This is a genomic window from Thermoflexus hugenholtzii (genome assembly GCF_018771565.1).
In the GTDB taxonomy this organism is placed as follows: domain Bacteria; phylum Chloroflexota; class Anaerolineae; order Thermoflexales; family Thermoflexaceae; genus Thermoflexus; species Thermoflexus hugenholtzii_A.
In genome coordinates this window covers 2,651,711-2,671,866 of the sequence record NZ_CP076326.1, presented here as the reverse complement: position 1 = coordinate 2,671,866, position 20,156 = coordinate 2,651,711, and the positions used below count along the sequence as shown (strand labels likewise).

At 68.2% G+C, this 20,156-nt stretch carries 19 protein-coding genes; 10 read left to right on the top strand and 9 right to left on the bottom strand.

Features of this window, described 5'->3' with window-relative positions; all coding sequences use genetic code 11:
- Window positions 1–7: 7 nt before the first annotated feature.
- On the bottom strand, window positions 8–511 hold the full coding sequence (locus KNN16_RS12105; protein ID WP_303897180.1) for a cupredoxin domain-containing protein: 504 nt from the start codon (window positions 509–511) through the stop codon (window positions 8–10).
- Window positions 512–868: 357 nt separating this feature from the next.
- Here KNN16_RS12105 and KNN16_RS12100 point away from each other — a divergent pair, with 357 nt between their 5' ends.
- On the top strand, window positions 869–1,855 hold the full coding sequence (locus KNN16_RS12100) for an ABC transporter ATP-binding protein (protein WP_299283623.1): 987 nt from the start codon (window positions 869–871) through the stop codon (window positions 1,853–1,855).
- Window positions 1,852–2,838 carry an ABC transporter ATP-binding protein gene (locus tag KNN16_RS12095; protein ID WP_143597632.1) on the top strand — a complete coding sequence of 329 codons (987 nt, stop codon included), beginning with the start codon at window positions 1,852–1,854 and terminating at the stop codon, window positions 2,836–2,838. Before KNN16_RS12100 ends, KNN16_RS12095 begins: the two co-directional genes overlap by 4 nt.
- Before the next feature lie 54 nt (window positions 2,839–2,892).
- On the opposite strand, the gene KNN16_RS12090 is transcribed toward KNN16_RS12095, so the two are convergent.
- Both KNN16_RS12090 and KNN16_RS12085 read right to left on the bottom strand, forming a co-directional pair.
- Window positions 2,893–3,825, bottom strand: coding sequence for an NAD-dependent epimerase/dehydratase family protein (locus KNN16_RS12090; protein ID WP_303897179.1), 933 nt, complete (start codon window positions 3,823–3,825; stop codon window positions 2,893–2,895).
- 39 nt (window positions 3,826–3,864) lie between these two features.
- Window positions 3,865–4,539 (bottom strand): haloacid dehalogenase type II, encoded by a 675-nt coding sequence (locus KNN16_RS12085; RefSeq protein ID WP_299283617.1) that lies wholly within the window; start codon window positions 4,537–4,539, stop codon window positions 3,865–3,867.
- 264 nt (window positions 4,540–4,803) lie between these two features.
- Here KNN16_RS12085 and KNN16_RS12080 point away from each other — a divergent pair, with 264 nt between their 5' ends.
- The 3 genes from KNN16_RS12080 to KNN16_RS12070 all read left to right on the top strand — a co-directional run bounded on the left by KNN16_RS12080 (window position 4,804) and on the right by KNN16_RS12070 (window position 7,198).
- A complete protein-coding gene (locus KNN16_RS12080; RefSeq protein WP_299283615.1) occupies window positions 4,804–5,073 on the top strand; it encodes a sulfurtransferase TusA family protein in 270 nt (89 codons plus the stop codon).
- Window positions 5,034–5,471 (top strand): M67 family metallopeptidase, encoded by a 438-nt coding sequence (locus tag KNN16_RS12075; RefSeq protein WP_303897178.1) that lies wholly within the window; start codon window positions 5,034–5,036, stop codon window positions 5,469–5,471. The genes KNN16_RS12080 and KNN16_RS12075 overlap by 40 nt, the downstream gene beginning before the upstream one ends.
- Window positions 5,472–5,596: 125 nt before the next feature.
- Window positions 5,597–7,198, top strand: a complete 1,602-nt coding sequence (locus tag KNN16_RS12070; protein WP_303897176.1) for a CapA family protein — start codon at window positions 5,597–5,599, stop codon at window positions 7,196–7,198.
- A gap of 42 nt (window positions 7,199–7,240) precedes the next feature.
- On the opposite strand, the gene KNN16_RS12065 is transcribed toward KNN16_RS12070, so the two are convergent.
- Entirely contained in the window at window positions 7,241–8,425 is a 1,185-nt protein-coding gene (locus tag KNN16_RS12065) for a pyridoxal phosphate-dependent aminotransferase (RefSeq protein ID WP_303897175.1), read from the bottom strand.
- Between the two features lie 229 nt (window positions 8,426–8,654).
- On the opposite strand from KNN16_RS12065, the gene KNN16_RS12060 reads away from it, so the two are divergent.
- The 4 genes from KNN16_RS12060 to KNN16_RS12045 all read left to right on the top strand — a co-directional run bounded on the left by KNN16_RS12060 (window position 8,655) and on the right by KNN16_RS12045 (window position 13,318).
- Window positions 8,655–10,292, top strand: a complete 1,638-nt coding sequence (locus KNN16_RS12060; protein WP_303897174.1) for an ABC transporter ATP-binding protein — start codon at window positions 8,655–8,657, stop codon at window positions 10,290–10,292.
- Between the two features lie 85 nt (window positions 10,293–10,377).
- Window positions 10,378–11,280, top strand: a complete 903-nt coding sequence (locus tag KNN16_RS12055; protein WP_303897173.1) for an ECF transporter S component — start codon at window positions 10,378–10,380, stop codon at window positions 11,278–11,280.
- Between the two features lie 34 nt (window positions 11,281–11,314).
- Window positions 11,315–12,160 carry an energy-coupling factor transporter transmembrane protein EcfT gene (locus tag KNN16_RS12050; protein ID WP_303897172.1) on the top strand — a complete coding sequence of 282 codons (846 nt, stop codon included), beginning with the start codon at window positions 11,315–11,317 and terminating at the stop codon, window positions 12,158–12,160.
- 102 nt (window positions 12,161–12,262) lie between these two features.
- Window positions 12,263–13,318: a hypothetical protein gene (locus KNN16_RS12045; RefSeq protein WP_303897171.1), complete on the top strand. Its 1,056-nt coding sequence runs from the start codon at window positions 12,263–12,265 to the stop codon at window positions 13,316–13,318.
- Window positions 13,319–13,324: 6 nt separating this feature from the next.
- Here the strand turns inward: KNN16_RS12045 and KNN16_RS12040 are convergent, their stop codons facing one another.
- The 4 genes from KNN16_RS12040 to KNN16_RS12025 form a co-directional block, all read right to left on the bottom strand.
- On the bottom strand, window positions 13,325–14,797 hold the full coding sequence (locus KNN16_RS12040; RefSeq protein WP_303897170.1) for a stage II sporulation protein M: 1,473 nt from the start codon (window positions 14,795–14,797) through the stop codon (window positions 13,325–13,327).
- Window positions 14,785–15,759 (bottom strand): ABC transporter ATP-binding protein, encoded by a 975-nt coding sequence (locus KNN16_RS12035; RefSeq protein WP_303897169.1) that lies wholly within the window; start codon window positions 15,757–15,759, stop codon window positions 14,785–14,787. The genes KNN16_RS12040 and KNN16_RS12035 overlap by 13 nt, the downstream gene beginning before the upstream one ends.
- The gene (locus KNN16_RS12030) at window positions 15,756–16,358 is read right to left on the bottom strand and encodes a CDP-alcohol phosphatidyltransferase family protein (protein WP_299283601.1); all 603 of its coding nucleotides are present in this window, start codon (window positions 16,356–16,358) and stop codon (window positions 15,756–15,758) included. The genes KNN16_RS12035 and KNN16_RS12030 overlap by 4 nt, the downstream gene beginning before the upstream one ends.
- Before the next feature lie 175 nt (window positions 16,359–16,533).
- Complete coding sequence (locus KNN16_RS12025; RefSeq protein ID WP_303897167.1) at window positions 16,534–17,346, bottom strand: carbon-nitrogen hydrolase family protein; 813 nt, start codon at window positions 17,344–17,346, stop codon at window positions 16,534–16,536.
- Between the two features lie 157 nt (window positions 17,347–17,503).
- Here KNN16_RS12025 and der point away from each other — a divergent pair, with 157 nt between their 5' ends.
- The gene (gene der, locus KNN16_RS12020; RefSeq protein ID WP_299283596.1) at window positions 17,504–18,892 is read left to right on the top strand and encodes a ribosome biogenesis GTPase Der; all 1,389 of its coding nucleotides are present in this window, start codon (window positions 17,504–17,506) and stop codon (window positions 18,890–18,892) included.
- Window positions 18,893–18,911: 19 nt separating this feature from the next.
- Here the strand turns inward: der and KNN16_RS12015 are convergent, their stop codons facing one another.
- Window positions 18,912–20,087 (bottom strand): methyltransferase, encoded by a 1,176-nt coding sequence (locus KNN16_RS12015; protein WP_303897165.1) that lies wholly within the window; start codon window positions 20,085–20,087, stop codon window positions 18,912–18,914.
- Between the last annotated feature and the right edge of the window lie 69 nt (window positions 20,088–20,156).

Sequence of the window (20,156 nt, the reverse complement as noted above, 5' to 3'; positions counted from 1 at the left end):
GCCCGGATCAGGGCTGGACGATCCACTTGCCCTGCATCCCCAGGTCCCAGTGGGCCCCGTCGTTCTCGAAGCAGCCCATCTGCCACTCACCGGCCTTGTCCGCCGGGACGGTGAAGATGAGGGTCACCGGCTCGCTTCCGGGCTCCAGGACGACCATGAAGCCGTGCTCTTCCTCCTCTTCTTCCATCAGCTCCCGGACGTCAATGGCTTTCCCGCCTCGCTCGGCTTTCACAGTGATCCCTTCGAAGAAGTTCTGATGGAAGCCCGCGGGCCGGCCGTTTTCAGTCTTCAGCTCCCGGCCGATCATCAGCTCGTGGGTCTCCTTGCCCTGGTTCACCAGGGTGAGGCGCACCTCCTGGCCGGCCTTCACCGTGATGGTGGCGGGATCGAAACGGTATTCCTCCATCTTCAATGTGATGCGCTGGGGACCGGCCGGGCCTGCAGGCGCGCACGCGGCGAGGAGCAGGCCGAGGATCAGCGCCACCGCGCTCCACCATCGGACAGCCATCATGGGAACCTCCCCGGGAAGAGGGTTTTCGGCAGGGCCTTTTTGGGGTCTCCTTGCCGGCCTAATTGTAACAACATCCGGCATCTTAAACCGAAGGAGCCCGGATCAACGATGCGGGCGGCCTGGGGTCGGGGGTGGAGGTTCGGGGTTCTGTCGCCCGGCTTTCTCCCCGGGCGAACGTCCGGATCCATCGGGTTGAGAGATCTTGACGAGTCCCTCAAGCCTTTCTATCATTCCCTTGCGACCCGGGTTCGGAGCCTCGCCGGGCGCGGCGCGGAGGCGGAGAGCGAAGCGCGTCACTCCGGGGAGGCTCCGGATGGGCTGGGAAGCGTAGATCCTTTGCCATGAGGCGTGGAACCGATGCCGCCCCTTCTGGATGTTCGGGATCTGGAGGTGCGTTTCTTCACGCGGGATGGCGTGGTGCATGCGGTGAACGGAGTCTCCTTCCAGCTGAACGAAGGGGAGACGCTGGGGATCGTTGGGGAATCGGGCAGCGGCAAGAGCGTGACGATGCTCTCGATCCTGCGCCTGATCCCCCAGCCCCCCGGCCGCATCACCCGGGGGCAGGTCCTCTTTCAGGGGGTGGACCTGTTGAAGCTGGATGAGGCGGATATCCGTCGCATCCGCGGCTCCAAGATCGCCATGGTCTTCCAGGACCCCATGACCTCCCTCAACCCCGTCCTCACCATCGGGCGCCAGATCACCGAGGTGCTGGAGACCCACCTCAACATGTCCCCCCGGGAGGCCCGCGGGCGGGCGATTGAGCTCCTCCGGATGGTGGGGATCCCCAACGCCGAGGAGCGTCTGAACGACTATCCCCACCAGTTCTCCGGAGGGATGCGGCAGCGGGTGATGATCGCGATGGCCCTGGCCTGCCATCCCCAGATCCTCATCGCCGACGAGCCCACCACCGCCCTCGATGTGACCATCCAGGCTCAGATCATCGATCTGGTGAAGCGCCTGCGGGACGAGCTGGGGATGGCCATCATCTGGATCACCCACGATCTGGGGGTGGTGGCCGGGCTGGCCCACCGGGTGGCGGTGATGTATGCCGGCTACATCGTGGAGGAGGCACCGGTCCTCGAGCTGTATCACAACCCGCGCCATCCTTACACCCTGGGCCTGCTGGGCTCCCTCCCCCGTCTGGACCGGCGGGAGCGCCGGCGGCTGGTGTCCATCGATGGGATGCCCCCGGACCTGCTGGAGCTGCCGCGGGGCTGCCCCTTCGCGCCGCGCTGCCCCTACGCCATCGATCGCTGCTGGGAGGAGAACCCCCAGCTGGAAGAGGTCGCCCCGCATCATCGGATCGCCTGCTGGGTCGACGTCACAACCGGGAGGCCGCGGTGAACCGGAACGGACAGGTGTTGCTCCGAGTGGAGAATCTGGTGAAATGGTTCCCCATCACCCGGGGGATCATCTTCACCCGCACCATCGGCTACGTCCACGCGGTGGATGGCGTGTCGTTCGAGATCCGGCGGGGGGAGACCCTGGGGCTGGTCGGGGAATCCGGTTGCGGGAAGTCCACCGTCGGCCGGACCATCCTGCAGCTGCACCGGCCGACGCGCGGGCGGGTGATCTTCGATGGGGTGGATCTGACGCAGCTGAAGGGGGGCGAGCTGCGGCGCATGCGGCGTCGCATGCAGATCATCTTTCAGGATCCCTACGCCTCCCTGAACCCGCGGATGACGGTGGGCCAGATCATCGCCGAACCCCTGGAGATCCACGGGATCGCCCGGGGCAAGGAGGCCCGGGAGCGGGTGGAAGAGCTGTTGCGCCTGGTCGGGCTCAACCCGGTCTTCGCCGACCGCTACCCCCACGAGTTCTCCGGCGGCCAGCGCCAGCGCATCGGCATCGCCCGCGCCCTGGCCCTCCAGCCGGACTTCATCGTGTGCGACGAGCCCATCTCCGCCCTCGACGTCTCCATCCAGGCTCAGATCGTCAACCTGCTGCAGGAGCTCCAGGAGCGCTTCCATCTCACGTATCTCTTCATCGCCCACGACCTGGCCATGGTCCGGCACATCAGCGACCGGGTGGCGGTGATGTATCTGGGCAAGATCGTGGAGCTGGCGGACCGCATCGAGCTGTATGAGAACCCGTTGCACCCCTACACCCAGGCCCTGCTCTCCGCCGTCCCGGTGCCGGACCCCGCGGTGGAGGCCCGCCGGCAGCGGATCATCCTGCGGGGGGAGGTGCCGAGCCCGGTCAACCCCCCCAGCGGGTGCCGGTTCCATCCCCGATGTCCTATCGCTCAGGAGATCTGCAAGCGCGTGGAGCCCGAGTGGCGGGAGGTCCGCCCCGGCCACTGGGTGGCCTGTCACCTCGCGGAATAGGGAACGAGAGGGAACCCCCGGGGCGGGCCGCGCGGCCCGCCCCGCTCACCCACCTCATCCGGAGATTCGAAAGCGGGGGTCCTCCCGGAGCATCCGCCGCAAGCCCTCCTCTAAGGAGACTTTCGGGCGATATCCCAGTCGCTGTGCGGCTTTGCGGAGGTCGGCGCACAGCCGGGCCACTCCCCCGTCCTGGGCCGGGCTGTGGACCACCGGGACGCGTCGGCCCACCGCCCGCATCACCATCTCCGCCAGCTCGTTGATGGAGGTCTCCCGTCCGCTGCCGATGTTGAGGATCTCCCCGTTGAGATCCGGACGCTGGCCGGCGGCGACCAGGGCCTCCACCACATCCTCCACATACACGAAATCCCGCGTCTGCCGGCCGTCCCCGAAGATCACCAGGGTGCCTCCCTCGATGGCCTGCTGGAGGAAGCGGGTGGTGACGGGGGCATGGGCGACGGGCAGGGGCTGGCCCGGCCCGTAAGCGTTGAAGATCCGCAGCACGACGACCTCAAACCCCCACAGGCGCCCCAGGGTCAGGACGAAGTGCTCCGCCGCCAGCTTGGTTACCGCGTAGGTCGAGCGCGGACGGGGCAGGAGATCCTCGTGGACCGGCTGCACCGGCTGATCCCCATACACGGCCCCGGAGGAGGCCAGCACCAGCCGCCTCACCCCCGCATCCCGCATCGCCTCCAGCAGGGCCACCGTCCCGCCCACGTTCACGTCCTGATAGATGCGGGGATACAGGATGGACTCCGGCACCGAGACCCGCGCGGCCAGATGATACACCAGGTCCACCCCCTGCAGCAGGGTCCAGAGCCGGGGGACGTCCCGGACGTCCCCCCGGTGGAACACCACCTGCGGATCCAGGCGCTGGGGATCCCCAGCGCTGAGATCGTCCAGGACCAGCACGGTGTGGCCTTCGCGGACCAGGCGGTTGGCCAGGGCGGAGCCGAGGAACCCGGCTCCTCCGGTGATGAAGATGCGCATGCGACCTCCCGGATCCACGTGCGAGGGGATTGGGTCGACTCATCGCGTCAGCAACCAGCCCACCAGGGCGTCCATGTCGTAGAACATCTCGGTGGGCCGCACGTCCTCGGGGACCGGCTCCCGATAGCGGTTCAGCCAGACGCAGTCGATCTTCAGCTGGAGGGCCGGCCGGATATCGTGGAGGAGGCTCTGAGCGATGTGCAGGATCTCCTCCCGGCGGGCGCCGTAGCGGGCGCAGAAGGCCAGCCAATGCTGGGGGTTGGGCTTGTAGGTGCGGGTGTCCTCCGCGGTGATGGCGCCATCGATCTCCAGGCCGTGACGCCGCACCGTCTCCGCCAGCAGATCCCGGTCCACGTTGGAGAGGATCACCCGGCGGAAGCCCAGCACCCGGAACGCCTTTAGGCCGTCCACGGTGTCGGGGAAGGGCGGCCAGCTCGGGAGGCTCTCGGCGAAGCGCCTTGCCTCGGCCTCGGACAGGGAAACCCCGAAGCGGGCGGCGGTCGCCCGGGCGCTCTCCATCAGGATCTCCCGATACCGCCGGTAAGGGCCTGACTCCAGGCGGTGCTCCTCCTCCACATACACCCGAAGCAGCTCCTCCGGCGCCGGGTCCACCCCATGCCGGCGCAGGAGCCCGCCGAGATGCTCGGCAAGCCCCGTCCGCCAGTCGATCAAAGTTCCGTAACAATCGAGTGTGAGATAGCGATAGTCGCGCATCGGGCAGCGCACCCCCTAAGGAAGGATCCCCATCCTGACAGGGGGACCGCATCGCTCCGTCCCTGTCGGGTCCGGCCTGCGGCCTTCACTCGTTTTACCGTCTCAGCCGGTGATCCGGAAACGGCCCGGGGCGGGCTTCCCGGATCCTAAGGGAGAGATTCCCCGAATCGCCCTTGTCCAGGATAACATGAGGGGGTCCGGTTGCGAAGGGCCGGAGGTGGGCTCCTCGGCTGAGCGGGATCTGGATCTCCGGAGGGGCATCGGATGCAGGAGGAACGGGAAGTCCAGGCGCTCCGCCCGACCCGGGAGCTGGACATCCGGGGGGAGGTATGCCCGTATACCTACGTGAAGACGCGCCTGGCCCTGGAGGAGCTGGAGGTGGGCCAGGTGCTCCGGGTGCTGGTGGATTACGAGCCGGCCACCCGCAACGTCCCCCGCAGCGTGGCCGTGCAGGGGGACGAGGTGCTCCGGGTGGAGCCGATTGGGGAGGGCGCATGGGCCATCTGGATCCGGAAACGGAACCCCTCCTTCTGACCCCGGCGGATGCGGGCCGCATCCTCGCCCACGTCCAGGCGGAGTGGCCCCTGGAGGCCTGCGGGCTGCTCGGAGGCATGGGCCGCCGGGTGCTGCGGGTGTATCCGGTCCGCAACGAGCTGGCCAGCCCGGTCCGCTACCGCGTCCACCCCGAGGATCTCATCCGGGTGGTGCAGGAGCTGGAGTCCCGGGGCTGGGAGCTGGTGGGGATCTATCATTCCCATCCCCACGGCCCCCCAGTCCCTTCTCCGACCGACGTGGCCGAGGCCTATTACCCGGAGTCCGTCTACCTGATCGCCGCCCCGGTCCAGGGGGAATGGCGTCTGCGGGCCTTCCGGATCGTGAACGGCCAGGTGCGGGAGGTCCCCATCCGGCTGGTGGAGGATGTCTCGCCGTGAGCGACCGGAAGCGAACGCAGATCCCAACCCGTCGGGGCCGGGTCGGCGCGGGCGGGGTTGTCCGGTCCCCATCTTCCTCGCATCGCGATGACACGTCCTCCGGAATCCTTTCCCTTAAGAAGGGCTTGGGGCGGATCCTGCTGCTGGTCTTCCTGGCCGGGTGCGGGGCCTGGGGGGAATCCGCTGCGCCGCCGGATCCTACCCCTATGGGGGCGCCTTCCCCGGTCCCCTCGCCGACCCCGACGCCGGCCCGCTGGCCGATCCGTCTGCATCCGGCCCTTCCGGAGGAGGTGCGGTCGGAGATCACGCAACGCCTCGCCCGGGATCCCCGCTGGGGGGTCGGCGATTCCGGGGTGGAGATCGGTCCCGTCTCCCCGGACGCCCCCGGGCGTCTGGGGGTGTGGATCTACGCGCTGGCCGCGCCGTTCCCCACCGTGACCGACGGGGTTTCCTTCGCCGCGTTGCGGGCGCGCTGGCAGGGTCAGGCCAGCCTCCCTGGGCCTCTCTTCGTCGCCCCGGAGACCATGCGGCTGTTTGCGGCGTGGTGGGGGCCTCCGGATCCCCAGGTCGTGATCCCGGTTCCGGAGGCGGAGCTGGTGGATCGCCTGTGGGCGACGCGCCCGGCCTGGGCCCTGGTCCCCTTCCACCGCCTGGAGCCCCGGCTGAAGGTGATCGCGGTGGACGGCCTCTCCCCGATGGAGCGCGGCCTGGATCCCCGGCGGTATCCGCTGGCCGTGGGGTTCGGTGTGGAGGCGGTTCCCCCAGGGTTCCCGGTGGTGGAACTCCGGCGGGCGGTGGGCGAGCTCACGAACCGGGATGAGGGTCGGATGACGATCCTGGCGATGACAGGGGTCACCGCCCTGGTGCGGGGCACGGCGGTTCAGATGGAGCGTTACGGGGTCCTGTTCCCCGCGCGGGACATCGCTCCATGGCTGCAGGGGGCCGATCTCACCCACATCAGCAACGAGGTCTCGTTCTGGGAAGCGTGTCCGCCTCCGCGGCCACGGAGCGGGGTGGTGTTCTGCAGCGATCCCCGTTACGTGGAGCTGTTGACCTACATCGGCACGGACATCGTGGAGCTCACCGGGAACCACCTGGCGGACTACGGGAAGGAGCCGTTGCGGAAGACGCTGGCCCTCTACCGGCGTCTGGGGATGCGCTATTACGGGGGTGGGGAGAACCTGGAGGAGGCCCTGCGGCCGCTGCAGATCGAGCACAACGGGAACCGCCTGGCCTTCGTGGGTTGCAACCCGGTGGGCCCGGATTACGACTGGGCCACCCCGACGGAGCCGGGGGCGGCCCCGTGCGTGCCGGAACTCCATGAGGCCGTCCGTCGCCTGCGGGCGGAGGGATGGCTCCCCATCGTCACCCTCCAATACTGGGAGTTCTACGACTACGCCCCGACCCCTCAGCAGGTCCAGGACTTCCGGTTCTGGCGGGATCTGGGGGCGGTGATCGTCAGCGGCAGCCAGGGCCACCACGCGCAGACCTTTGAGGTGGGGCCGGGGTGGTTCATCCACTACGGGTTGGGGAACCTGTTCTTCGACCAGGTAGATCCCATCGGGGTCCGCCAGACCTTCATCGACTGGCATGTGTTCTATGAGGGGCGATATCTGGGGGTGGTGTTGCGGACGGCCTTCCTGGAGGATCTCGCCCGTCCACGCCCGATGACCCCGGAGGAGCGTCGGGCGCTGCTGGAGCAGCTGTTCGCGCTGATGCCGGAGTAAGAACGCTTGGGGGCACAGGTCTCAACCTGTGCCCCCGGTGCTTTATGAGGCCGCCGCGCGGATGGGGAGGCGCTGGAGGGCTTTTTCGATGCGCTCCAGGGCCTTCTGGATGTTCTCGATGGAGTTGGCGAAGGAGAGACGCAGGAAGCCCTCGCCGTATTCCCCGAAGGCCGTGCCGGAGAGCACGGCCACCCCGGCTTCCTCCAGGAGATAGTGGGCCAGCTCCCGGGAGGACATCCCGGTCCCTTCGATGTTGGGGAAAGCGTAGAAGGCGCCTTTGGGCTTCAAGCAGCGGAAGCCGGGGAGGCGGTTGAGCCCCTCCACCATCACCTCACGGCGCTCCCGGAAGGCGGCCACCATGCGATCGACGTCGTCCTGGGGGCCGGTCAGCGCCGCGATCCCAGCGATCTGGGTGAAGGCGGCGGTGCAGGAGTTGGAGTTGATCATCAGTCGGGTGACGGCCTCGGCCAGGGGTTCGGGCATCACCCCGTAACCCAGCCGCCAGCCGGTCATGGCGTAGGTCTTGCTGAAGCCGTCCAGGATGATGGTGCGCTCCAGCATCCCGGGGAAGCTGGCGATGCTGATGTGCTCCCCTTCATAGAGGATGCGGCTGTAGATCTCATCGGAGAGCACCACCAGATCGTGTTTCAGGCACAGCTCGGCGATGGCTTCCAGGTCCTCCCGGGTCAGCACCCCGCCGGTGGGGTTGGCGGGGGAGTTGAGGATGAGCATGCGGGTGCGGGGGGTGATGAGGCGGGCCAGCTCCTCCACATCCACCCGGAACTCGTTCTCCATGCGCAGGCGCAGGGGGACGGGGCGAGCGCCCACAAAGCGGATCATGGACTCATAGATGGGGAAGCCGGGGTTGGGGTAGATGACCTCGTCCCCCTCCTCCACCAGGGCCAGGATGGCGAAGAACATGATGGGCTTGCCGCCGGGCACCACCACCACGTGCTCGGGCCCGACCGGGATCCCCCGGGTGCGGCGGATGTAGTCGGCGATGGCCTCCCGCAGGGCGGGGATCCCGGCGGCGGGGGTGTAGTGAGTCCATCCCTCCTCCAGGGCGCGGACGGCAGCGGCCTTGATGTGGGCCGGGGTGTCGAAGTCCGGCTCCCCGATCTCCAGATGAATGATCTCCCGCCCCTGGGCCTCCAGGGCCTTGGCCCGCGCCAGCACCTCAAAGGCCGTCTCCGTGCCCAAGCGGGACATCCGCTCCGCCAGCCGCATAGACGCCTCCCGTTCCACAAGCAGGTGGGGGTTGCTTCCTTCCACACTCCGCATTATGCCTTCGGAGCGATTCCCTCACAAGTGAGGGTTGTCAGATGTTACACCGGAGTTTGGGGAGACGTGCCCCGGGAAGGGCCCGGCCTGTGTTACAATCTTGCGCAACGCGGAACCCGTGGCGTGGCAGCGCCATCGATCTCCCGCTCTCAGGAAGCGCCAGCGAGGATGAGGGATGGGTCCGATCCTGGAGGTTCACGAGCTCACGTTCCGTTATGCGGCGCGGCCGCAGCCGGCCATCCATGACCTCTCGTTCGCCCTGGAGGAGGGGGAGATGGCCTTGATAGCCGGCCCGAGCGGCTGCGGGAAGAGCACCCTCCTGCGGGCGTTGAACGGGCTGATCCCCCGCAGCTACAAAGGGGAGCTGCGAGGCACCATCCGCATCGGGGGCCACGATCCCCGCGCATGGCCCATGGCCCGGCTCTCCCAGCAGGTGGGAACCCTGCTTCAGGATCCGGAGCGTCAGATTGTGGCCGCCGACGTGCTGCACGATGTGGCCTTCGGGCTGGAGAACCTGGGCTGGCCACGGGCGAAGATCCTGGAGCGGGTGGAGGAGGTCCTGCACGCCCTGGGGATCGCCCATCTGCGTGATCGTCCCACGTTCCAGCTCTCCGGGGGGGAGAAGCAGCGGGTGGCCCTGGCGGGGGTGCTGGCCATGGCCCCGCGCATCCTGTTGCTGGACGAGCCGCTCGCTTCCCTGGATCCCCAGAGCGCCCAGGAGGCCCTGGCGGTCTTCCGCCAGCTTCATCGGGAGGGTCATACCATCCTCCTGGTGGAGCATCGGGTGGAGGATGCCCTCCAGGCGGGCCCCAGGCGGGTGCTGTATTTGGAGGACGGACGCTTGGTCTTCGATGGGGATCCAGAGTCCTTCTTCGAACGTGTGGATCCGACCGCGGTGAAGGTTCCATTCCGGGTCTGGCTCCAGCGCTGGTCGACGCTGAAGGGGCGCCCGACGCCGGGGGTGGAGATCCCCCCGGCCTCTCCTAACGCGCCCCCGCTGGTGGTCTTCGAGGACGTGTCCTTCGGCTACGGCGATGGCCCGGACGTGTTGCGGGGGATCCAGGCGGAGATCCGGAAAGGGGACAGCCTGGCCATCCTCGGCCCCAATGGCGCGGGCAAGACGACATTGCTGAAGCTGGCCATGGGGCTGCTCAAGCCCCGAAGGGGCCGGGTCTGGGTCGGAGGAAAGGAGACGCGGGCGCAGACGGTGGCCAGCATCGCCCGCACCATCGGCTATGTGTTCCAGAGCCCCAGCCATATGCTCTTCGCCCCCACGGTGTGGGAGGAGGTGGCCTTCGGGCCCCGGAACCTGGGCCGCCCTCCCCATCAGGTCGAAGCCGACGTCCGCTGGGCCCTGGAACAGGTTGGGTTGCTGGACCAGGCCCGCTCCTCCCCATGGGCCCTGAGTTTCGGTCAGCAGAAGCGAGTGACCATCGCTTCGGTCCTCAGCATGCGGAGCCGGATCCTGGTGATGGACGAGCCCACGGCGGGCCAGGACTATCAGACCTGCATGCGCTTGATGAACGCCATCGCCGAGCTGGTCTTCGGGACGGCCCAGGCAGCGGACGCCCTGGTGTTCATCACCCATGATCTGGATCTGGCCCTCTCCTTCGCCAATCGCATCTGGGTGATGGCGGATGGTCAGCTGATCGCCGACGGCCCCCCGGAGGCCGTGTTGAGCGATCCGGAGGTGATGCGCCGGGGGCGGTTGGTCCCGACCTCTCTGCTGGAGGCGAACCGCCAGCATCTTCCCCGAACCGGCCGCTTCATGCGGGCCGATCGTCTGTGCGCCTGGCTCCAGGGTGTTGATTGAGTGTAAGGAGCGATTCTTTATAATTGAAGAGAAGCCAGCCCTCTTTCTTTGAGAAGGTGGAGCATCCTTATCTCAGGAGGCGGCCATGGCGCGCAAAGCTCTGACCTGGTTGATCTTATTGATCGTGGTCGTCCTGTTGATGGCGCTGGCCAGCCTGATGACCGGGCCGGAGGGAGTTCGGCTACAGGGCTTCGGCTGGCTGCTCTGGGTGGCCATCGGGGCCGTGATCGTCTACATCGTCTACTTCGCCACCGCGGATCATCCGGCCTGGCAGATCGGCACCCGTGAGGTGGTGTATATGGCCATCGGCGCTGCCCTCTACGGCGTCTTTTCGTATCTTTTCAACGGCACCGTCTTCGTGGTCCCCTCGGTGAGTCAGGTGGCGCTGCGCCCGGCCATCGTCTTCCCGGTCTTCTTCGGCTACGTCTTCGGGCCCGCTGTCGGCTTCTTCACCGGGGCCGTGGGCAACATCCTGGGGGACTTCCTTACCGGATGGGGGGTGTTCCCCGCCTGGGACATCGGGAACGGCCTGATCGGCCTGGTGGCCGGGCTGCCGGTGATCCTGGGGCGTGAGCGGGCTTTGAACATCCTCACCGGCCTCGTGGCGGTGGTGGGCGTCGCGCTGAGCCTGTGGGCGATGACCACCGAGATTGAGAGCCCCTTCTTCGGCGGACCCCTCAGCCCGCTGATGCGCTGGGTGCCGCTGATCGGGGCGGCGCTGGTGGTGGCCCTCCGGTTCGCGCTGGGGCGGAACATCGCCCTGGCCTCGGTGATCGTCTGGGGAGCGGTGGCCAACATCGTGGGCATCGGCTTCGCGGCCATCGCCGACATCTGGATCAATGGCTATCCGCCCGCGGTGGCCCTGCTCGGGGAGTTCGTGCCGGCAGCGGGACCGAACATCCTCCACGCGGCCATCCTCACCCCGTTGCTGGTGGGCGCCTACAACGCCCTGCAGCAGCAACTGGGCCGGGGCGCCGGGGTGGCATGAGCCAGGGTCCCCGCGTCTGGAGGAGGAGGGCCTGGTGCTGGTGACATGGCCCTATCGACGGCGGGGCAGCTTCCTGGAGGCCTTCGACCCGCGGGCCCGTCTGCTCGCCGCCCTCTCGTTGATGCTCTCCACCCTCTTCTTCTGGGACGTGCGGGTGCTGGCGGGCCTGTGGGGCCTGGCCCTCCTCTACTTCCGGCTGAACCGGCTGACCTGGCGGGAAACCCGTCGGGCTTGGCTGTTCACCGGCTTCGTGGCCTTCGTGTTCGTGTTCATCACTTTCCTGACCGGCCGTGGAGGCTTCGAAGTCTATCAGACGGAGCGGCTGCTGGCCCGCCTGACCCTGCCGATCTCCCTGTTCGGATGGACCCCGGCCATCCCCATCACGGTGGAGCGCCTCTTCTTCGCCCTCAGCCAGATGTGCCGGATGGGGACGGTGATCACCGCGGCCATCCTGATCCCCTACACCCTGGATCCCTCCCAGTATGGCGTGGTCTTCCGGGGCCTGGGTCTGCCGGACAAGATCGCTTACGCCATGGACCTGGCCTTCCGCTTCATCCCCACCCTGGGACGGGACGCCATGCAAACCATGGATGCCCAGCGGGCTCGGGGGTATGAGCTGGAGAACGTGCGCGGCGGCCCCATCGCCCAAATCCGGCGCCTCGCCCCCCTGGTGGTCCCGGTCACCCTGCACGCCCTGATGGCCGCCGAAGACATCATCGACGCGATGGACCTGCGGGCCTTCGGCGTGGGACGCCGCACCTGGCTGACGGAGCTGCGGTTCCGGCGCCACGATTTCCTCCTCCTGGGCCTCAGCGCCGCCCTGTTCTTCGGGTCCATGGCCGCCGCCGCCCTGGGCTTCGGCCGGTTCTGGACGCCGTGACCTCACGGATCCTCGTGGGAAAGGGCCTGTCGGAACCACCGGAAGTGCCCAGGCGTCTCTTTATCGGAACCATGGGCTGCCGCTGGCGGGAGGAGGCAAACAATGAGGAAAGCGATCCTGGCGGGTCTGCTCTGTGTTCTTGTTTCCTGCGCCCCGAGGCCACCGGTGTCTCCCTCGAACGGCACCATCATCCCCACACCGGCCTTCTGGGAGTCCGTCACCCCTATCGGCGAGATCCTCGCGGATCCCTCGGGCTACCAGGGGCGGGAGGTGACCATCCTCGCCTATTACCGGGGGTGGGATCTGCTGGGGGAAGCCGGGGTGGGGCCGCCCCTTACCCGCAGCGACGTCGCCGTCGCCGACCCGACCGGCTGCATCTACATCGTGCCCGCCGGGGAGGAGGCGCTGAAGGACATCCCCCTCCGCCCGTTCGACCGGGAGGCCACCGAAACGCTGCTCCGGCTGCGCGGACAGGTTCGGCGGAACCCCCGCGGTCAACCCTACATCCTGGTGACGAAAGGGGAAGTGTGGAACGGGTTGCCGGCCCGCGTCCTCCTGCGGGTCCGCCGAACCGGTGGCATCGCCGGGATGGACCACGAGCTGATGGCGATGGCGGACGGCACGCTCTATTTCCTGGATCGGAAAAACCGTCTTCATGTTCGCTGGAACACGACCCCGGATGCGGTCGCCCGGGCGGTGGAAGGCCTCCGCCCGTTCCGGGATCAGGAAGTGGGCACGCCGGTCCCGGACGGCTTCGCTTACGCGGTCACGATTCAGGAAGGGGAGCAGATCCGGAAGGCGATCTTCCACGAGGGGGCGCTCCCGGCAGCGGCGGATCCGGCGCTGGCCCCGATCCGGGAATGGCTGAGGGAAGCGATGGAGCGCGCGCCTGATCCCACCTCAACCCCTGCCACGCAGCCAGAAGCGGTGATGGCGGCGGTCCGGTTCCTGGCCATGCAGCTGGATCTCCCCCCCGAGGCGATCCGGGTCGTCGCATGGGAGCCGGTGGACTGGCCGGACGCCGCTCTGGGATGCCCGGAGCCGGGGAAGGTGTATGCGCAGATCCTCACGCCGGGCTACGTGGTCTTCCTGGAAGCCCGCGGGGAGACCTTCCGCGTCCACACCGACCGGACAGGGGAACGGGCCTGTCGCCCGTGAGCCGGCTCAGGGGAGCCGAGCCGCGAGCCATCCGAGAACCAGATGGGGGGTCAAATAGGCTTCGATCCAGGCCGCCAGCAGGAGCAGCGGGATCGCCAGCCCAAAGAGCTTGATCCAATCCGCCAGAGCCAGCAGCAGGCGATCCCGCAGGCTCCGGGGATGCGGCGGGGTGAGCAGCGTCAGGCTCAGGCGTAACGCGCCCGCGAACACCAGGCCGACGGCGGGCAGCTCGACGAGCCCGTGGGGGAGCACGGCCAGGATCCCCGCCATCCCCAGCGAGGGATCGATGGTGAAGAGCATGCGGAGCAGCATCCCGATGAACCCCATCAATCCCACCGGGTAGAAGGCCACCCACAGGCCCAGGCTGAGGGCCCCCAGGAGGGTGTTCACCAGCACCGCCCGCAGGTTGTGGATGAAGATCCCCCACGCCGTCAGCGGGAAGGCCAGCGAGCGCGAGAGGTTCTGCCCGCCGGGCCCCAGCCGTTCCAGGATCGCCTCCGCGGGGAGGGAGCCTATCCCGGGCGTCAAGGACCACCCGAGGGCGAACCCCATCAGCCCCAGGAGGGCCAGGGTCGCCAGCGCCCCTCCGGAGCGGCGGATCGGCCCCCAGAGCCCATCCCATCCGCTTCGCGGCAACCCCTCGGGATCTCCTATCCGTAGCGCCTGCCAGAACCCCCGCGCCATCCCCCGCAGATCCAGGGTGTCGAACTCCGCGCTGAGCAGCTGCTCCCGGTTGAACAGGGCGACTCCCATCCGGACCAGCAGGACGGCGTAGGCGAGCAGGATGCACAGGATGATCATCAGCATCCGGTAGCTGCCCCAGAAGAGAAGGGACGATTCGAAAACCAGCAGCATCGAGAGAGGGAGGATGATGAAGCTGGCCAGGAGGTTGGCTCCGCGCACGCTGTAGGATTGGGTGGAGATCACGATGGCCCCTGCCACCATCACCACCGCGTGCAGGCTCAGGATGCCGTAAAGGGAGAGGAGGAGCGCCGGATCCGGAGGAAGGGCGCGCCGCGCGATGAGGATGAGCAGATATAAGGTGACTCCGAGCAGCGAGGTGACGGTGGGGACGATGAGGGCGGCCAGCCCCTTGCCGACATAGAGCTGCAGGTCGCTCACGGGGGCCGCCAGCAGCGGCTCCAGGGTCCGCCGTTCCTTCTCCCCCACGAAGGTCTCCAGAGGGATGATGAGACAGACCGTCAGGGGCAGGAAGCCGGTCGCCAGGGCCAGGAACGGCAGCAGGCGTTCCGCCACCAGCTGGGCGCCGAACTGAGCCATGTAGCGGGTCGCGGCCTCCGCGGAGAGCAGGGCCAGCACCGGAAAGATCAACAGGAGCAGGACCAGGGGCGAGACCAGCCGCCAGTCCCGCAGGATGTCCAGCAGATCCCGCCGGAAGATCACCCACGCCCCCCGCAGCCAGCGTTGACCTCGCTTTCCCAGATCCCGGAGCCCCGTCCCCTCGTTCACGAGCGGCATGCGTGCTCTCCCTCGGATCGGGCCGCTGGATCCGGTGAAGCGGGCGGAGCGGCCCCGTTCAGGATGCGGAGGTAGAGGTCCTCCAGGGGGCGAGGGACTTCGGACAGGGAGACCACCGGCAGGCCGTGGGCCAGCAACGCTTGCAACACCCGCGGGTTCTCCCGCTCCGGATCCGAGGCCCGGTAGCGAACCCAGTGGCTTCCCCATTCCACAACGGCGAGGCCCTCCGGGAGGAGCTCCAGGACCTGCCCCGCCGGCGCGGCGAGACGCAGCTCGTAGACCGGCGGCCCCAGGAAGCGGTCCCGCAGCGCCTGAGGGGTGCCCTCCACGATGATCCGGCCGCGGCAGAGGATGGCGATGCGGTGGGCCAGGGCCTCGGCCTCGTAGAGATTATGGGTGCACAGCAGAACGGCATGACCTTCTTGCGCCAGGCTGCGGATCATCTCCCGGGCCACCTGGGCGCTCTGCGGATCCATCGCCGAGGTGGGCTCGTCCAGCAGGAAAACGGGCGGCAAGGGGAGGAACGCTCGCAACAGCGCCAGCTTCTGGCGCATCCCTTTGGAATACGTGGCGATGCGCTGGTGGAGGGCGCCGCGGAGCTCCAGGCGGTCCAGCCAGGCCTCCAGCCGTTGCTTCAGGAGCGGACGGGGGACCTCGTAGAGATCCGCGAAGAAAGCGAGATACTCGTAGCCGGTCATCCGCAGGTAGAGGCCGGGCAACTCGGTCAGCAGCCCGACCCGCCGGCGGACCTCCTCGGGCTGGCGCAGGACGTCGTAGCCGGCGACCAGGGCCCGGCCGGCCGTCGGCCGCAGCAACGCGGCCAGCATCCGGACGGTGGTGGTTTTGCCGGCGCCGTTGGGGCCCAGGAGGGCCACGATCTCCCCCGGGCGCACCTCCAGGGAGACCTCCTCCACGGCGGTGATGTCCCCAAAGGTCTTGCGAAGCCCTTCCGCCTGGATCACGGTGAACGCTCAGAAGGGGAGCGAGCGTGAAGCATCCGCAGCGCCCGTGCGGCCCGCTGCAAGGCGGCCAGGTGGGCCAGGAGGGCGAAAAGCAGCAGCAACGGCCCATACCAGCCGGTGAGGAGGGCCAGGAGGATCAGGAAGAAGCGCTCCAGCCGGGTGAAGAAGCCCTCCCGGAGGGAGAGGCCCAGCCCCTCCCCGCGGGCACGGGCGTAGCTGACCATCAGGGCGCCCAGGAGCGCGAACCCGGCCACCCATCCGCCCCACGGGGCGCCGGCCCGTTGCCAGGCCGCCCCGATGCCGAGCAGGATCGCCCCATCGCTGTAACGATCCAGCGTGGAATCCAGGAAAGCCCCCGCCGGGGAGGCCTTGCCGGAGAGGCGGGCCAGCGACCCATCCAGGGCGTCACAGAGCCCGCTGAGGGCCCAGAGCGCCGCGGCACCCCATCGGAGCCCCAGGCCGACCAGCAGCCCGGCTCCCAGGCTGAGCAGGAAACCCAGGACCGTCACCGCGTTCGGATGGATCCCCAGCGAATCCAGCCCGCGGGCCAGCCGGGCCAGGATCGGCTCCGCCCACGCCCGCCATCGCTCCGCACCCATTCTCCGTCCTCATTCGCAAGAGATCGATCTTTGTAGGAGGGACTCTGGCCCCGAACTTCGGTCTTCGATGAGGCAAGGGTCGCGGCGAAAGCCTCCTACAAAGCAAATTTTTCGTAGGAAGGGCTTTCGCCCCGAACCTTGGTCTTGGTTTCCGATCGCGCGGCTGGGCCCCGGCTCAGTAGGGCTTGGCCAGGAGCCGATAGCTGTTGGGCTGGCGGGCCTGGAGGACCTGAAGCTCTTCCCGCTGGCGACGGACCTCCTCCAGGTCGATGCGGGCCACCACGTAGCCCTCCATCGGCTCATCCAGGGAGGCGAAGACCTGACCCCGCGGCCCGAGGATCATGGAGTCGCCGACGAACTCGTAAGTCACCTCCTTGCCGACGCGGTTGGCCGCCACCAGGAAGAACGTGTTCTCCAGCGCCCGGGCCCGGGTCACAATCCGCCATTCCTCCCGCAAGGGCTGCTCCCAGGCCGCCGGGACCGCCAGGAGCTCCGCCCCGCTGAGGGCCAGCACCCGGGCGGCCTCCGGGAACAGGAGGTCCCACCCCAGCAACACCCCCAGCCATCCGAAACCGGTCTCGAAGACAGGGAACCGGTAGCCGCCCCGGAAGAGCAGCCGCTCCTCCCCCTTCAGGTGCACCTTATGGTAAACCCCCAGGGTTTCCCCATCCGGCCCGATCACCACCGCGGAGTTGTAGAGGATGGTCTCCACCCGTTCCCGGACGGCCATCCCGAACACCACGTGGACCCCGAACTCTCTTGCCCGCTGGGCGATGCGGTGGGTGGAGGGACCGGGGATCCGCTGGGCCCATTCGGTGAAGCGGGCGCCGCATTCGTAGCCCGTGGTCACCAGCTCAGGGAAGACGATCAGATCGACCCGCTGCTCGCTGGCGACCCGGGCGATCCATTCCGCCATGCGGGACAGGTTGTCTTCCATTTCGTTCAGACGCGCGTCCATTTGCACAGCTGCCACGGTGATTTCGCGCATGGATTCCTCCCGACGGGATGAGGGGCTCCGGTCCCCTTGGATCTTTATTATTATAATGAACTTGAGGGCTGGGGGCCTCACGGGGCGGATCCCCAGCCCGTTTGATCCTCCGCTCAACAACGGGGTGCCCAGCACGGGTTTCCGGCGGTTCCGGAACATGGCGACGCGCAAGCCGATGGTCGCCCTGGTGGGGCGGCCCAACGTGGGGAAGTCCTCCCTCTTCAACCGGCTGATCGGTCAGCGGCTGGCCCTGGTGGACGAACGCCCGGGGACGACGCGGGATCGCCTCCACGGGGAGGTGATCTGGAACGGCTTCGCCTTCACCCTGGTGGACACGGGCGGGCTGGAGGTGTTGCCTCCCAAGGCGGAGGCCGGCCTCCGGCCGGCCCAGCCTCTGGCGGAAGACTCCGCCGCCTTTATCCCTCAGATCCGCGCCCAGGCCGAGATCGCCATCGCCGAGGCTGACGTCCTGGTCATGGTGGTGGACGTCCAGGCCGGCCTCACCGCCGCCGACGAAGCCGTGGCGGAGGTCCTGCGGCGGACGCAGAAGCCGGTGCTGGTGGCCGCGAACAAGGCGGATAACCCCGAGTTACGGGAAGCGGCGGTGGAGTTCTACCGGCTGGGATTGGGGGAGGTCTACCCCATCTCCGCCCTCCATGGCACCGGCATCGGCGAGCTGCTGGACGCCATCGTGGCTGCCCTGCCGGGCCTGGCCGAAGCGGAGGAGGAAGAGGGCATCCGCATCGCCATCGTCGGGCGCCCCAACGTCGGGAAGTCCTCGTTGCTCAACGCCATCCTGGGGGAGGAGCGGGTGATCGTCAGCCCCATCCCCGGAACCACGCGGGACGCCATCGACACGCCTGTCGAGTGGGAGGGGAAGAGGATCATCCTCATCGACACGGCCGGGATCCGCCGGCGGGGCCAAATCCGGCCGGGGATCGAGCGCTACAGCGTCCTGCGGGCCCTGCGGGCCATCCAGCGCAGCGACGTCGTCCTCCTGGTGCTGGACGCGCAGGAGGGCGTCACCCATCAGGACGCGGTGATCGGCGGGATGGTGGTGGATGAGGCCCGCAGCGTGATCCTGGTGGTCAACAAGTGGGATCTTATGCTGGACGAGCGGGGACGGCCCCGGGTGAAGCCGGAGGAGTTCATCCAGCATATCCGGGGGACCCTGAAGTTCCTGGATTACGCGCCGGTGCATTTCGTGTCGGCGAAGACCGGCTACGGCGTCCCGGCCCTGCTCCCCCTGGCCCTGCAGGTCTACCGGGAGCGCCATGTGCGCCTGAGCACCTCCGAGCTGAACCGGCTCGTCCGCGAGGCGCTGGAGGCCCAGCCCCCTCCGACGCGGAAAGGGAAGCCTCTCAAGATCTATTACGTGACCCAGGCCCGGACCGATCCTCCGACCATCGTGTTCTTCGTCAACGACGCGGACCTGGTCCACTTCTCCTATGAGCGCTACTTGGAGAACCGAATCCGGGCGCGTTACCCGTTCACCGGAACCCCTCTGCGGCTGGTCTTCCGAGGGCACGAGCGGGAATCTTCATAGCCGCTGTCCGCCCGGCGGCTCATCGCAACCGGCGGGGCCGGTGGATGGCCCGGTAGACCCGGTAGTGCCGGTCGTCGAAGAGGATCTCCACGTTCCCGAAGGCCCGCTCGATGAGGGCGCGGTAGGGGAGCACCACGGCTCCCACCAGATACAGCCGCCCGCCCGGGCGCAGCACAGCGGGCGCATCGTGGACGAACTGCATGGCCACCTCTCGCTCCACCCCGAACCCCTGATGGATCGGCGGGTTGGTCACCACCACGTCGAAGCGCTCCCCTCGCACCCCGTCGATCACATCGCTCAGGCGCACCTCGACGTGGGGCAGCTCATAGAGGGAGAGGGTGCGCCGGCTGGCCTCCAGGGCCGCGGCGCTGATGTCCACCATCACCACCCGCCCCTCCCGGGCCTCGTGGCCGGCGATCACCCCCACGATGCCATACCCGCATCCCAGATCCAGCACGTGGTCCTGAGGGCGGATCTCCATCTGCTCGATGAGATGACGGGTGCCCTCGTCCAGGGCGGACCAGGAGAACAGGCCGGGTCGGGTGATGAAGCGCCAGGTTCGGCCCCGGACGGTGGCCTCCCGCTCGACGAAATCTTCCCCGGGGGATTCAAGGGGGAGGTCCGGCGGGCGGGTGGCCACGGCCACCCGGTAGCCTCCGCCGTAGGCCCACACGGGGGCCTTGCCGAACAGATCCGCGGCGTAGGCGATGATCCCTTCGATCCCCCCCCGCTTCGGCCCGGCCAGATAGAGGCGCCCGCCAGGCTTCAGGGCCCAGGCGGCGATGCGCACCAGGCGCTGGGCCACCTCCTTCCCCTTCGGGATGTTGAGGAAGACCACATCGAAGGTCCCGGGCTGGAGCCCGGGGATCCCATCGCCGTGGATCAGGAGGGCGCGGCCCTCCAGGCCGTTCATGGCCATGGTGCGCCGGGCGGCCTCCACCGCCAGGCCGTGGTCGCTGGCCAGGACGATGCGGCCGGCAGTGCGCCGGGCAGCCAGCACCCCCAGCCAGCCCACCCCGCAGTTGAGATCCAGCACGTGATCCTGGGGCCCGATCTCCATCACCTGGGCGATGAGCGCAACCCCCGGGTCCACATGGCTCCAGATCTCCAGGCCGGGCTTGCCTGCCCATCGGATCCACTCGTTCCCGATGCGATCCTCAAACTCTCGCCAGACGTAGTAATCGGTCACGCCCATGCGAGCGTCCAGATGAGGGAGAGATTCGCAACATGCGGCTCCAAAAAAACGGGCGAGGCCCCTCAGGCC